The following is a 14,533-nucleotide window of genomic DNA, read 5'->3' as shown; positions in this document are numbered from 1 at the left end:
ATTGCACTCCACCATTCTTTGGATCAATCATGCATTATTCCAGCTCTGCATTTATTGTCCCTATTCCGCCTGTCCTTCTGATGCTGTCTGCTCATGCTGACGCAAATAATTCAGGAAAGCTACTGCTGACAGGGGAAGCAATGAAGATTTCAGATGTATAGCATAGAACTGTCTTTTAAACTCAAGTCCACGAATATCCACCATATGAACCAGGCCAAGGGCCAATTCATGCTGAACCGATGACGGAGATAACATCGTGATACCCACACCCGCTTCCACGGCAGATTTCACGGCTCCTGTACTGCCAAGTTCCATCACCACATTCATGTCCTGTGGATCTATATTTCTCTTTTGTAACTGATCCTCCATCACCTGACGGGTACCCGAACCTTTTTCCCGCAGCACAAATGCGTAGCTCAGCACATCTTCCAGCTCTACTTCCCCACGATCTGCCAATGCATGCCCCGCCGGAACAACCAGCTTCAATTCATCCTGCATGACCGGCTCTACAATCATATCCGGGTGGTGAACTGGTGCCTCAATGAGTCCGAAGTTTAGCTGATGCTTCAAGATATCGTCCATAATTTGCGTCGTATTCATCACTTTCATGACGATCGAGATATCCGGGTATTGGCGAGCAAAAGGACCCAGCATCCGCGGCAGCACATACTCACCAATCGTCAGGCTTGCCCCGAGCTGCAATCTCCCTTGCAGCATCTGCGTAAATGCAGACATTGCCTCATCGGTCTGTCTGACCAACTCTACACTGCGTTTGGCATGAGGCAATAATGTCCGACCCGCTTCGGATAATTCTATTTTCTTGGTAGAACGGTGCAGCAGCTTGGTCCCAAAATAATCCTCAAGCGATTGGATCTGCATCGTTACCGCAGGTTGTGTCATATGTAGTGCTTGCGCAGCCGCTGAAAAACTCCCCTTTTCTGCAACGGTATAAAAAATATGCAATTGATGAAAATTCATATCTTCGCCCCTCTTCTGTACGCTTTCCCCATTGTAGCCGATTTCCTGAATTCCAACAAAAAAAGCATGCAGCTTGTCTGCATGCGATGTAACCTGGATCTATTCATTCAAAAATATGGATTATTCCAAACTCACTTATGCTTGCGACTGTTTTTGACCAGAGTCATTCGTCTTGAATGTCTCAGCCAGGAATAATACGATTTCAGATCCCGCAGTTCAATCGTCTCGGACATTTTCCCCAGAAATGTAACGACAATCATCTTATGAAGCGGATTGCCAGCAATATCATATTCCCCTTCAAGTTCGGAAAATTCAGCAACCACGACCAGATCCTCGTCGATAAGGTAGACATCCTGCTCATTACGGTAGTATGGTGTAATACGGTCCTGCTTCAGACACTCCCATAACCATGCCGCAATATGGTCATCATCATCACGTGCCGGCTCAATACGGTCTGCATACCGCATCTTGGCATGATGGGTAATGACGATGTCGGCCACTTTTTTGTCTCCAAGAGCCACGAAAAAAGGCTCGTACGTGTTCCAACGTTGCATCACCTTATCACGCATGGGAATCACTCTCCACCAGATAGGACTTTCTATCTATTTATTTACCCAATATATTACAACATAAGTCCCGCAACCTCAAGGCGTAAGTTCAGATTTTTTCACAAAATCCAGTTTATGCCCAATTCAATAAAAGAGCGGTCCCGAAGGACCCCTCTGGTTAATCGTTTCGAAATGTTCAGTAGCAACAAGAGAAGTTCCCTATACATTCCCAAACCATTTTGTTATATCCCGTAAAAACTTGTTTTGTCCAATGTTTTGCTGGCATACTCTGTTTTGATCTCATTCCGGTAAGAACGTTCGACCTTGCGCACATAGGAAAGTCTGTTCACATTTTTCATCGTATCTTCAGCCCGCTCTGCATTAACATACATGACGACATAATGCATACGGCGGGAGATGTAATGAACGGTACCATACTTTTCGAGATTACGAGCCGCTTTCAAATCACTGACCCATATGATGAATCCTGTCCTTTCCGCAAACATCATTTTCCCCGCCTCTCTATAATGGAGACCGGATCCTCGGAAAGGTCCGGTCTGTCATGAATTTTTTTTCTTATGCAGCCTTAGCTGCAACCGCACTTGCCTCCGCTACCGCAGCCGCCCTTCGGATTGGGATCATTGCTCGGTACCTTAATGGTCGTTGACACCGCGAATGCAATCGTCTCCGACATCTGGAACAACATATCGTCCAATGCCTTCTCCGCCTGTTTGAAGCGGGCTACCGCCTCGAAACGCTCCAACTCCAGCTCCAAAGCCTGAACCTGATCTTTTGCCGCGTGATAGTCCGGGTGAAAATGCCCAAAACGCTGGGTTTCTTCAAATAATTCCTTCTTGGCGTTCAGCTTGCGTATTCCCGCCTGAATGTCAGGGTTCGTCTCCACTTGCTGTTTCCAATATAAATAATCCGATACTTCGGCTGATTGGTTAATCATGTCGCCCAGTTCATATGCGCCCGTTAACACTTGGGCCATATCGACCGTGTTCATTTCCGCTACGCTCATGAAATTCATCCTATCTATATATAAAGTTCTACTTAACGTAGACTATTTCATCATATCATATCCCTGAAAAGTTAAGAAGAGTTTTTCCTGCAAATAGAAATAAGGGGAACAAGGGATCTGCTTTTGCAAAGTCGATTCAAGTTTGAGCATGGTCCGGAATAATCAGTCGTATCTGATTCCATTCGTTAGGCGAAAAAGAGCGACGTTCGGCGTGATTTGTCCCCCTATCTGATATGGACCAGCCCGTTAATGTCCAATTTTCATGACCATGAATCTGATCGGGGATAACATAAACGATATCACTGTCCAGCTTCAGACCCAGTTTTGTCTGCCATTCAATGGCTTTTGCAGCAATCTGACGAGCTGTGGACACATGATATCCTCGCCACTCGTTATGCCACATTTCCGGGATCTCTCCGTATCCGGGAAACAGACCCGATTGCTCTGTAATGGAATGATCCGGTTCATACGCATGCAGATTAAGTTCACCTTCAATGAGCCCTACTCTTCCACGCATATAAAAGAATTCCTTCTCTACCTCACGTCCGACATTGAACTCATCTGCTCCGACTATGGACTCATCTGCAAAGGCTCCCGAACCTGGCCGGTTCAGCTTCTCATGTATTGCACTTCTTGATTCATATGTCCATGTATCCTTTTTGTTGGCTTTATCCACCGACTCATCCAGATCAACAGTCTGCCCAGCGTCCATGTGAAGTCTGTCTGCCTCCAATCCCCACTGCTGGATCGCTAGTTCCACATGCTCAGGCACACCCGATCCAGCATATCGCCTAAGGAAGTTTATCATTCCATCGGCTGTAAGACCGAGCTCTGATGCAGCGATGATTCGTTCCTTCGTCATTCGGTATATGGACATGCGATCACGGCTTATAAGCTCTGTACCCATTTCCAGAACCCAACGGACCTGTGGGGTTACATCTGGCGGAACCATAATTTCAAAATCAGGCTGTACAAAAATCAAATTCCCCCCAGCATTTTCTGCTTCGTCCTTCGCAAAATCCTTTAAAATGTCAGGTTCAATCTGCCAACGATAATATAACCCTCCCTCAGCGGACTCCCCTACCTCACCATACCCCAAACCCGCCAGAGCATTAAGCCATCCCCGGATCAATGTCAGGAAGGATGATCCTGATCCTGAAGCACCTTCACTCTCTCTAATCTCATTTTCCTCTCCAAACCCAACAATATCTACGGTTCCTGCCATAATACTCAACCAATCATTCTCTCGGAAATCAAACATCATTAATTGATAACGAAAATGCTGAAGATTGGGCTCTGCTAAGCCATATCGGTCCATGCATACACTATAGATTTCTCGATGCATTGAAGACCACGACAATGTTAACCAATGATCAAGACGGTTACGGGACACCTGCATCCGGTTGTGCGTCTTTTCAATCAAACCCAGACGGAGCAGCATATCAAACATAATGGCTACATGGACTGGATACACATCTGCGTGATCGTAGCGCACACCTAATCCAGAGAAGTCTTCAGGTGCCAGAACTGTCATGCGACTTAATCGCTGCACCATTCTCTTGTGGATAGTCCCTTTACTTGTTAATGGAAGTCCTCCTTGCGCTTGACCTTCTCTTAGCATCCAAGCCAATACATGAAGAAGCTCAGCAGCAATATGGGGCTTTCCCTCTCGAACAATCTTCACACTTCGGACTTCATAACTGGATACGGACTTATTTTGTGCAGGTTCATCCTGTATTACATTCACCTTCTGCTGAACAAACGTTCCAACCCTTGCTGCATAGGGAATTGTTAACAAAGAAAGCAGTGAATCCGGTATGTAATACAGACGTTCGCCCCACGACTTGCGCACAGCATTGATCCATCCTTTGTGCCGAAGTGTTATAAAGGCTGTCACCGCTTCAGCTCTACTAAGACCATCCGCTGCCCACTCTGCTGGTGTCATCATGTTGGAAAAGGGTTGTCCGGCATATTTGCAAAAAATCACTCCAAGTACCGTTCTTTCAACGCATGATAGCTCTTGGAATGAATTCATATCCAGATTACTTTGTGTATGCATGGCTTATCTTGCCTTTCCCATTATTTTAGTTGGTGATGTGAACAGATCTTTTCATTGCAATTCATGAACAATTTTGTATTCATATCCTTGCTCGACCAGAAACATTTGTCGCCGTAATGCAAACTCCTGTTCTTTACTATCCTCAGATACAAGGGCATAGAAATAAGCTTTATTTTCTCCAGACTTCGGCCTTAGAATCCGCCCCAATCGCTGGGCTTCTTCCTGCCTTGAACCGAAACTTCCGGATATTTCAAGTGCAACAGCTGCATCTGGCAGATCTACGGCAAAGTTGGCAACCTTGGATACCACTATCGTTTTGATCTCCCCCCGTCTGAACGCTGCATACCATTTTACCCGTTCTTGCTGGGACATCGTGCCTGAAATGAGGGGTGCTTCAATTTCCCGGGCAATGCTCTCAAGCTGATCCAAATACTGTCCGATAACAAGTGCCGGCACCCCTTCATGATGCTCCAATATCCGTTTGATCACAGCCAATTTGGCCGGATTTTCGGCTGCAAGACGAAACTGATGCTTCACCTCAGCTTCCAGATAGTTTGATCGTAGTTCAGGAGTGAACGGGATACGTATCTCCTGACACTGTACATCAGCAATCCAACCTTGTTGCTCCAATTCTTTCCACGGCATGTCATATAATTTCGGGCCAATAAGTGAGAATACATCCTGTTCACAGCCATCCTCACGCACCAATGTTGCTGTTAATCCCAGTCTTCTTGTTGCCTGAATATCTGCAGTAGCACGGAATACAGGCGCTGGCAGCAGATGGACCTCATCATAAATGATAAGCCCCCACTGGCGTTCACTGAGCAATTTGATATGCGTAAAATCAGCATCTTTGGATTTTCTATGCGTAAGAATCTGATAGGTAGCCACAGTCACAGGTTTAACCTGTTTTTTCTGACCGGAATACTCACCAATCTGTTCACTCGTTATCGTTGTTTTGTCCTGCAATTCCTGAATCCATTGCCTCACAGATGTGGTATTCGAGGTCAAAATAAGGCATTCACACTGCAGACGTTCCAATACGGCCATCCCAATAACCGTTTTGCCTGCACCGCAGGGAAGAACAAGCAAGCCACTTCCACCCATGCCCTCGCTACCTTCAAAAGCATCCACAGCATCTCGCTGATACGGACGCAACCCGAAACCTTCTGAACTTCCGCCTGAAGTATTCGCTCTCCATTCAAACGGAAGGCTTGTTCCTTCTCGATATCCCGCATAATCCAGCACTGGATACCCCAAACGGGTCAATTCACGCTTCAGTAGTCCGCGCTGCTCCCCGCCAAGCACGAGCTCATGGGGATCGACACGTTCCATCCGAAAAGCCGAGATGGTCTTCATACCGCTTAATTCATCCAGTAACCCCTCATCTTCACTCACGAGACGCATCCTCATGTGATCGGCCTCTGGCTGCAATTTCAACTTTCCATATTGATCAATAATCCGTTGGATATCCTGAATAAGGGCGGCAGGAACATTCCAACGTGACACTAATTCCAGACTTGCAATCACTTGATCAGCACTCCATCCAAGTGCAGCAGCGTTCCACAGCGATAATGCAGTTATACGATAGGTATGAAAAGCCGCAGGTGTCTTCACCAGTTCGGCATACATCCCCAGTTGAGCTCGGGCCTGATCAAATCCAGGATGACCCACTTCAAGCAATACTGTAAAATCCCGCTGGACAATGCAGGCATCCGTTTTCCCCATTCCGCTTCCTCCTTATTTTGAAATTGAGCTATCTGTTTTCTAAATGAAAGGCATCACAAAAAGTTCAGTTCCGGTGTCTTCCGAAATTGAACCTGTTTAGTACAACAGTTGGACCTTACCTTAACCATTAGGTAGACCCTACAAAAAAAGCACCCTGCTCATACTTTCGTATGAATAGGATGCCCAACTATACTCAAATCATTCGGCTGTATATCCTTTAGCCATTGCTATAAATAGTTTTACAGCATTCTGCATGGCATCCTCATCAAAGTCAAACTTGGGATGATGATGCGGATAGACGGCATTCTTCTCCGGGTTGCCTGCTCCGACAAACATAAAGCAGCCCGGAATCTGCTGCAGGTAATACGCGAAATCTTCAGCAGGCATAAGCATCGGTGATTTCTGTACTTGGTCTGCACCAAATACATCCACTGCTTCCCTGAAAAATCGTGCCGTTTCCTGCTCATCATTCACGACTGGAGGATACCCTATAATATAGTTCAATTGTGTCTCTGCACCATAGATTGCCCCTGTCTGAGCAACGACCGTATGCACACGTTCTTTCATGATACTGCGTGTCTCTTCGTCGAACGTTCTCACCGTACCCGTCATTTTGCACGACTCGGCGATGATATTCTGTGCAGACCCCGCCTGCATTGTACCAATCGTTAACACCGCTGGACGCAACGGATCCACCGAGCGACTGACAACCGTCTGCAATTGCATCACAAGAGCCGATCCCGCTACCAGACTGTCCACTGTAGATTGCGGCATGCCGCCATGACCGCCTTTTCCTTTGATTTCAATATAGAAATCATCTGCCGCTGCCATCATCGGCCCCGGGGTACTCGCAGCTACGCCAACTGGAAGTGGGGTCCACAGATGAATGCCATAGATGACATCTACCCCTTCCAGTCCACCGTCTGCAATGACCTTGAGCGCCCCACCTGGAAGCAATTCCTCTGCAGGTTGGAACAAAAAACGAATCTCACCCTTAATCTCATGTTTATGGCGACTGAAATACAGTGCCGTGCCTAGCAAAATGGATATGTGCCCATCATGGCCACAGGCATGCATGGCTCCTGCTTGCTGCGATGCGTATTCCACATCCTTCTCATCCTGAATCGGAAGTGCATCCATATCCGCACGTAGCATTACGACAGGTCCTGGCTTGTCCCCACGGATGGTGCCTATAACCCCGTGCCCGCCCACGTGTTGTTTCACTTCAACGCCAAAGCTCTCCAGCATACCCGCTACAAAAGAGGATGTCTTCTCCTCATGAAAGGAAACCTCAGGATTCCGATGAAGATGACGACGCCATTCTACCATGTGGATCTGCAGATCATCCCACCATATATTATTTGTCATGTCACTCCATCCTTTCGCTCTCTGAACGGGACTTTCATCAAGCCCGAACCTTCCTCTTGAAACCTATTGCTGTATATTGTAGCAGAATTGGAAGAAAACCGATACGAATCACCGCTTGAAAGCTTGCACGGGAAGGGGAAACATACTATCATAAACTAGAGAAAAGAACGAGAATTTATAATCTCGGAAGCTTATGAGGAGGATCAGACGCTTATGATTTTTGAGAATACAGGCTTGGATGGCTTGAAGAGCGACTTGGCATACCTGGATGAGAGCGCCGAGAAAGTCGGATTTGTCCGGTGGCAATGGGAATATTATCGTGCTACATATGACTACAAAATTGAAGATGAACAAACCAAATCGGAATACTTTGTACGTATTAATACCCGTGCGATCGATGGCAAACTCGAAAAACCGGATACGGTTCTCGCAGTTGAAGCTGTTTATCTTGGAAAAGGTACCTTTCCGCATGGTCTGGATTATGAATCTACCGTACCGCAGCCAGTCGTGAAGCTGGCGGCCCAAAAATTACAGCAGCTTAAAGAACTGCTGGAAGCTTAGGCTGGGCCGAACCATGAAACAACAAACGGCCCAAACGAAAACGAAGAGAGGCACGCCGGATTTTCAACTGCTAATCCTCACTTTATTGTTGGTGGGCTTCGGACTGGTGATGGTGTTCAGCTCCAGTTCCAGCATTGCAATTGCAAACAAAAGTTTCAACAATGATGCCCTGTACTTCACGAAAAAACAACTTATGTGGGCGGTTATCGGTTTAGTGGGCATGTTTTTTGCCATGAATATCCGATTTAACAAATACAAAAAACTTTATGCACCGTTTTTCCTGTTCACCACGGTACTACTCCTGATTGTTTTGGTTTCAGGCAAGGTGCTGAACGGCGCACGAAGCTGGATTCACATTTTTGGCTTTAGTATACAGCCCGCAGAGTTTGCCAAAATCGCTATTATTCTGTACCTCGCTGCACTTATTACCAAAAAAGGGGAAAGGTTCAGGGATCTTAAGACAGGATATATTCCTGTGCTGGTCATTGTCGGGTTTATTGCCGGACTAATTATGCTGCAGCCGGACTTTGGTACATGCTTCATTCTCGTGGCTACTTGCGGTCTGGTCATCTATGCAGGTGGCGCCAGCATGAAACATATTATGGGTTCCATCCTGCTGGTTGTGCTGGGAGCTGCATTGGCGCTGGGAGCGAACGCCCTGTTTTCTTCTATGGCTTCTTCAGATACTGTAGATAACACCACAACTACGGAGGCTTCACAGAACTACAAAATCGGGCGGATTCAGGCATTCCTTGATCCATTATCCGATACGACAGGCGGAAGCCTTAACCTCTATCGCTCCCTTGTTGCCATCGGGGATGGAGGCATCACCGGCTCCGGGATCGGACAAGGTACGATGAAGCTGCATTACTTGCCAAATGCCTATAACGACTTCATTTTCTCTGTCATTGGAGAAGAGCTTGGCTTTGTTGGAACAGCCCTGTTCCTGTTGGTCTACCTTTACTTCATTTGGCGAGGCATTATCGTCTCCCTTCGCTGTCCCGATCCATTTGGGACACTGGTCGGTATTGGGATTATGGGATTAATTGCGATCCAGGCCTTTATTAACATTGGTGGCGTGACCCAGACCATTCCGGTGACAGGGGTTACCCTTCCGTTCATCAGTTATGGCGGTACCTCACTCTTTGTCATGATGGTAGCCATGGGTATTCTGCTCAGCATCTCTCGTACCAATAATTTGGACGTCATCAAGGAAGAAAAAACAAAGTCGGTGACGGTTCAAACATCACGTACCTCTCCCGCACTTCGTTCACGTGAATCCATTCGCCGAATTCGGTAATGAGAAGGAACGGTATACGAATGGTTTTGGAACAAAATGAAGTAAACACCAAAAAGACTTCGCATCGAATTCGATGCGAAGTCTTTTTGGTGTTGTCTATCTAGATGGAGAACAGGTTCAATGTACCGCTGTTCTTCCATCGCGGATTGCTAAAGTTTACAGATCGTCGCCTCTGAAAGATACGCCTTCTACCTTTACATTGACTTCAACAACACGTAATCCCGTCATGGTCTCTACCGCTTCTCTTACATTCTGTTGAAGCATGCGGGAAACTTCATGAATCGGTGTCTCGTACAGGACGATGATGCGCAGATCAATGGCTGCTTCCAGCTGGCCGACCTCTACGCCTACGCCTTTCTGTACGTTTTTACCGCTCAGGCGCTTGGCCCAGCCCTCTGACAATCCTCCAGACATTGCGGCAATTCCGGGTGTCTCCATCGCAGCCATTCCGGCAATTTTCGCCACTACGTCATCGGCAATCCGGATGTTTCCGCCCTCTAGTTGAAGTTGTTCTGCCATGCCACATCCTCCTTCACTTCGTTACTCGTATTTTAAATCCTTTCCACCCCAAAAAGCAAATTAAACTCAAAAAGATGCGTTTACAACCTACAACGATTTGGTTATATTGAAATATGAAAATATTCTCATAAACCGTTCTATGATGTCGTTTAAAACAAAATAATTAGATAACCGAGGTGTTAGTTGTGAGAAACCGGATTTCATCCATTTTGCTGATTGCTTTTTTTGCGCTCAGCGCCGTCGCCCACTACATGAAATGGGATTCGATTCTGCAATTCGTCATTTCAGCGATTTCGGTTATTTTTGTGGCCGGTTTTTTAGGAAAAGCCACCGAAAATGTAGCCCATTATGCCGGACAGCGGTTAGGCGGATTTTTGAATGCAACATTCGGTAATGCCGCCGAATTGATTATCGCCATTTTTCTCGTCAAAGAAGGACTGTTTGACATGGTTAAGGCCAGTTTAACAGGCTCGATTATTGGTAACCTGCTGCTGGTGCTTGGTTTAAGTATTTTTGCGGGAGGACTCAAGTTCAAAATTCAGAATTACAATGTATCACTTGCCGGTCTAAACGGCTCTCTCATGATTGTAGCCATCATTGCGCTGTTTATTCCAGCTGTCTTCCTGAATACCCATTCCATCACACAGAAGGATACCAATACACTCAGTCTCATTGTCGCAGGTTTGCTGATCCTTGCTTACATAGCTTGGTTAGTGTTCTCGATGGTAACACACAAGAACTATCTCGCAGATGTCACTGTGGATGCAGATGAAGAGTTGCCGCATGAACATGCACCCGAGTGGTCCAAGAAAAAATCAATTCTCTATCTCGTTCTTGCCACTGTCATGGTTGCCTTCGTCAGTGAATGGCTTGTTGGCACACTTGAGGTGTTTACTGAACAATTCGGACTCAGTGAACTGTTCGTCGGTGCGTTCCTCGTTGCCATTATCGGTAACGCCGCAGAGCATAGTGCAGCCATCATGCTTGCCATGAAAAACAAAATTGGCGCCGCCGTAGAGATTGCGGTCGGCAGCAGTTTGCAAATCGCACTCTTTGTTGCTCCTGTGCTCGTTTTTGTTAGCTACTTCACAGGCAGAACGATGGACATTGTGTTTACAACGATTGAGCTGGTAGCCATTGGCGTAGCCGTATTTATAGCCAAATCCATCACCCAGGACGGTTCAACGAACTGGTACGAAGGTCTGCTCCTGATGGTTGTGTATATTATTTTGGGTGTATCGTTCTTTCTGGTATAACATACTTCACTCGTACGATGTGATAGACCATTTAGCGCAAAAGGCAGCCTGGAAACGCATTTTCCAGGTTGTTTTTTTCATTTATCCCTCTGCCCCTATCCCATTAATCTATCTATCCAATTCAACCGCACAAAAAAAGCATGCAAATACCTGCATGCCTTCTATTCTGACCCGCGCTATTGCAGGCTATTGCTCATTCTTCTTGTTCAAAGCTTCATATAGAATTGCCAGATTCCGCTCAAGCGCGCTTACCAGCTGCTTACCAGCACCTTCTGGAAGAAGCCCTGCACGAACAGCAAAATCGACTTCCTTGGAGAACCCATACATCTGTGTATCCAATACTTCCTCATAGAGAGGGCAGTAGCGGGTAGCCAGATTCTCCATCTGTACTTCAATAAGCTTCTGTATTTTATCTGCATCTTCTTGAAGAAGACTGATCGCTTTCAAGTGCAACTGGTCCTGCAGATCAGATGAAGTCATGCATTTTTCCCCCCTATGTCCCAAAAATCGCGTAAAGACGTTCTACCTCTAATATTAGACGAAATCAGGAGCTAATACAAGAACCTGACCAAAATAACCATACATTCTGAAGAGCTTTATTCCTGCATAATCCCCCTATTTTACAGAGGTCTTGCCGAACACCTGAATGATCTCATGCCAAAAAAGCACCTCTGCCATAATAGGCAGAGATGCTTCTTAGTGCCATTACTCGGATGCGATACTCACATTCAGTCCATGTTTGGCAAATACTTCTGACATAGCTGCTTTGGCTTCAGCTGCATCCGGGCCATGAACGTGCAGTTCATAGCTGTGCGTGCTGATCAGCGTTGTAAACAGCCCGAGAATACTTTTTACATCGATATACTTGTTCTCTGAATGAAGTACGATTGAAGAAGTAAATTTGCTCGCTGTTTGAGCAATTTCAACTACCGCTGCGTTATTACTCGACATAGGAATCCCTCCGTCTTTTCACTTTTGGTATCATCTATTAATTACCACTACATGATACCGTGAATCCGCTTTCCTAGCAACAGCAAAATACTGTTCCTACTTCAGGTTATCCGGATTAAGGCATTCCAGCTCAGGAATAACGAAAATACCGTCTTTACGGATCAATACATCGTCAAAATAAATCTCGCCACCGCCGTAGTCCGGACGCTGGATCAACACCAGATCCCAGTGAATGGATGAGCGGTTTCCATTATCTGTTTCTTCATAAGCCTGTCCTGGCGTAAAGTGCAGGCTGCCTGCGATTTTTTCGTCAAATAGAATGTCCTTCATCGGATGCAGGATATGTGGATTGAATCCAATCGCGAATTCACCGATATGACGAGCACCATCATCTGAATTCAGAATTTCATTTAGACGTTCTGTGTCGTTGCTCGTTGCTTCAACAATTTTACCGTCTTTGAAGGTGAATTTGATATTCTCAAAAGTAATTCCGTTATACAGCGTTGGCGTGTTATAACTAATTGTTCCGTTCACGGAATTACGTACAGGGGCACTGTACACTTCACCATCCGGAATATTTTTTTGACCAGAACATTTCTCTGCACCGATATCTTTAATGGAGAAGCTCAGGTCTGTTCCCGGTCCAGTGATACGCACTTTGTCTGTGCGTTTCATCAGGTTAGCCAGTGAATCCTGCGCTTTATCCATTTTGGCATAATCCAGGTTGCATACGTCAAAGTAGAAATCCTCAAACGCTTCTGTGCTCGTATTAGCCAACTGTGCCATGCTTGCATTCGGGTAACGAAGCACAACCCATTTCGTATGTTTTACCCGTTGCTCGCTATGTACCGGATGGGAATAAAGTGAATTGTACATTTTCATTTTTTCTTCCGGTACATCGGACAGATCATTTACGTTCTCCCCTGCACGAATACCAATGTAACAATCCATTTGTTTCATCCGGTTCAGATCGATCTCTGCCCAGGTTTTCATCATCTCTTCTGTCGCATTTTTGAACATGGCACGCTGTACTGTCTTATCAGTCAGCTGTACAAAGACGTTACCGCCCTTTTTGCCTACTTCTTCAATAATTGCATTAATCAGATCACGTTCTGTACCGATCATCTCTACCAGCACATTCTCGCCGGGTTGTACATCTACAGAATAGCCCACCAGATTGGCTGCGAGCTTCTGAATTCTTGGGTCCTTCATCTTGTAAACTCCTCCTGTCATCTGCCATTCCTGAATTGAACAACGGTAAATTACGATACTATTGTAGCACGCTACAACCATCCCGTCAGCAGGCAGTCCCGCAATTCATTTACTCATAGGACCTGAAGTTTACATCTGTGACAAGGGCTTCTTTATTCTTTTTGCTGTTCATATCCTTATAGCTCACCTGGCTTTCTGAGGACAGACGCAAGGGCAAGCTGGTTTTCCGATCCACGGTTAGATGATACACCGTATGTACCTCGGCCTGTTTCATCATCTCTTGCATCGATGTTTCCCCTTGCTCCCACACTTTGCTCAGATCCTTCTCAAGCTCCTCCTGACTACCTCCCTTAACTGTAGCTGCCTTATGCATATACTCTGCCCGGATTGCGTTCATCTCGTCGTTAAGCTGCGCGAGCGCCCAGGTTTTGGCATCTTTCGGTTCGAGTTCAATCCGCAGTATTTTTGTTCGACGGCCTGAACCGTATTCGGACTTTATCGTTTTGTTCAACCGATCGATACTTTCCATTTGAGCAATGGGATTAAAGCGGGACAGCGAGCCGCGGAGAGGCTCATGCTCGGCAGTTAAAGCCATCCATTGTCCTTGTTTTCGTACAAAAGAAGCGCTAAATCCGCTTGGTTGACCGCTATTGTTAACAGCCTTGGCATTCACTCCTTTCATTCCCGTTCCGGCAGCAGTCACAGCTCCAGGCAGTCTCGTTTGCAAGGTCAAGCGGTCATGATCCTCCAGCTTGCCTTCAAATTTGAACTGATTTTCGAACAACCCGCTGCTTTCACGTCGGAGTCCCGCTTCTCCGTCAAAACTCAGCTTTTCTTTGCCTGCTATTCCTGATAAAGCCAGTGAGAATAATTCCTCGGGACTTCGATCATGCTCTAACAATCCACAACCAGGAGCACACAACACAACAATACTTAGAATCAACAATAGCCCACGTATAGACCGACGCTTCAACATGTTTTATTCCACCCTTCCGTCAACTTTCTCCATAGCCTGCCCCTCCCTTATTT

At 46.1% G+C, this 14,533-nt stretch carries 15 protein-coding genes; 3 read left to right on the top strand and 12 right to left on the bottom strand.

All coding sequences use genetic code 11. The features are described from left to right. Positions 1-60: 60 nt before the first annotated feature. The 7 genes from QP794_RS19805 to QP794_RS19775 form a co-directional block, all read right to left on the bottom strand. Positions 61-978: a selenium metabolism-associated LysR family transcriptional regulator gene (locus QP794_RS19805; protein ID WP_285078582.1), complete on the bottom strand. Its 918-nt coding sequence runs from the start codon at positions 976-978 to the stop codon at positions 61-63. Positions 979-1,109: 131 nt separating this feature from the next. After that, positions 1,110-1,547: a hypothetical protein gene (locus QP794_RS19800; RefSeq protein WP_285078581.1), complete on the bottom strand. Its 438-nt coding sequence runs from the start codon at positions 1,545-1,547 to the stop codon at positions 1,110-1,112. Between the two features lie 221 nt (positions 1,548-1,768). Beyond that, positions 1,769-2,032, bottom strand: a complete 264-nt coding sequence (locus QP794_RS19795; RefSeq protein ID WP_024631130.1) for a YlbG family protein — start codon at positions 2,030-2,032, stop codon at positions 1,769-1,771. A gap of 80 nt (positions 2,033-2,112) precedes the next feature. Further along, on the bottom strand, positions 2,113-2,550 hold the full coding sequence (locus QP794_RS19790) for a YlbF/YmcA family competence regulator (RefSeq protein WP_285078580.1): 438 nt from the start codon (positions 2,548-2,550) through the stop codon (positions 2,113-2,115). 136 nt (positions 2,551-2,686) lie between these two features. Then, positions 2,687-4,498, bottom strand: coding sequence for a helicase-associated domain-containing protein (locus QP794_RS19785; RefSeq protein WP_285078579.1), 1,812 nt, complete (start codon positions 4,496-4,498; stop codon positions 2,687-2,689). Positions 4,499-4,660: 162 nt separating this feature from the next. Next, on the bottom strand, positions 4,661-6,337 hold the full coding sequence (locus tag QP794_RS19780; RefSeq protein WP_285078578.1) for a DNA repair helicase XPB: 1,677 nt from the start codon (positions 6,335-6,337) through the stop codon (positions 4,661-4,663). Between the two features lie 198 nt (positions 6,338-6,535). Beyond that, a complete protein-coding gene (locus tag QP794_RS19775; RefSeq protein WP_285078577.1) occupies positions 6,536-7,705 on the bottom strand; it encodes a M20 family metallopeptidase in 1,170 nt (389 codons plus the stop codon). Between the two features lie 213 nt (positions 7,706-7,918). On the opposite strand from QP794_RS19775, the gene QP794_RS19770 reads away from it, so the two are divergent. After that, positions 7,919-8,266, top strand: coding sequence for a YugN family protein (locus tag QP794_RS19770; RefSeq protein WP_024631135.1), 348 nt, complete (start codon positions 7,919-7,921; stop codon positions 8,264-8,266). Between the two features lie 13 nt (positions 8,267-8,279). Continuing rightward, positions 8,280-9,566: a putative lipid II flippase FtsW gene (gene ftsW / locus QP794_RS19765; protein ID WP_024631136.1), complete on the top strand. Its 1,287-nt coding sequence runs from the start codon at positions 8,280-8,282 to the stop codon at positions 9,564-9,566. A 156-nt stretch (positions 9,567-9,722) separates the two neighbouring features. On the opposite strand, the gene QP794_RS19760 is transcribed toward ftsW, so the two are convergent. Then, positions 9,723-10,085, bottom strand: coding sequence for an Asp23/Gls24 family envelope stress response protein (locus QP794_RS19760; protein ID WP_024631137.1), 363 nt, complete (start codon positions 10,083-10,085; stop codon positions 9,723-9,725). A gap of 185 nt (positions 10,086-10,270) precedes the next feature. On the opposite strand from QP794_RS19760, the gene cax reads away from it, so the two are divergent. Next, positions 10,271-11,341 carry a calcium/proton exchanger gene (gene cax, locus QP794_RS19755; RefSeq protein ID WP_285078576.1) on the top strand — a complete coding sequence of 357 codons (1,071 nt, stop codon included), beginning with the start codon at positions 10,271-10,273 and terminating at the stop codon, positions 11,339-11,341. Positions 11,342-11,527: 186 nt separating this feature from the next. Here the strand turns inward: cax and QP794_RS19750 are convergent, their stop codons facing one another. From QP794_RS19750 to QP794_RS19735, 4 genes are all read right to left on the bottom strand, one after another. Next, positions 11,528-11,821, bottom strand: a complete 294-nt coding sequence (locus tag QP794_RS19750) for an Fpa/YlaN family protein (RefSeq protein ID WP_024631139.1) — start codon at positions 11,819-11,821, stop codon at positions 11,528-11,530. Between the two features lie 225 nt (positions 11,822-12,046). Next, positions 12,047-12,292 carry an HPr family phosphocarrier protein gene (locus QP794_RS19745; RefSeq protein WP_024631140.1) on the bottom strand — a complete coding sequence of 82 codons (246 nt, stop codon included), beginning with the start codon at positions 12,290-12,292 and terminating at the stop codon, positions 12,047-12,049. Between the two features lie 96 nt (positions 12,293-12,388). Beyond that, positions 12,389-13,504 carry an aminopeptidase gene (locus tag QP794_RS19740; RefSeq protein WP_285078575.1) on the bottom strand — a complete coding sequence of 372 codons (1,116 nt, stop codon included), beginning with the start codon at positions 13,502-13,504 and terminating at the stop codon, positions 12,389-12,391. 109 nt (positions 13,505-13,613) lie between these two features. Beyond that, positions 13,614-14,480 (bottom strand): hypothetical protein, encoded by an 867-nt coding sequence (locus tag QP794_RS19735; RefSeq protein ID WP_285078574.1) that lies wholly within the window; start codon positions 14,478-14,480, stop codon positions 13,614-13,616. Positions 14,481-14,533: the final 53 nt, after the last annotated feature.

It is taken from the genome of Paenibacillus sp. UMB7766-LJ446 (genome assembly GCF_030226665.1).
Lineage (GTDB): Bacteria > Bacillota > Bacilli > Paenibacillales > Paenibacillaceae > Paenibacillus > Paenibacillus vandeheii.
The sequence above is the reverse complement of the archived record's forward strand: the minus strand, read 5'-3'. Positions and strand labels throughout refer to the sequence as shown.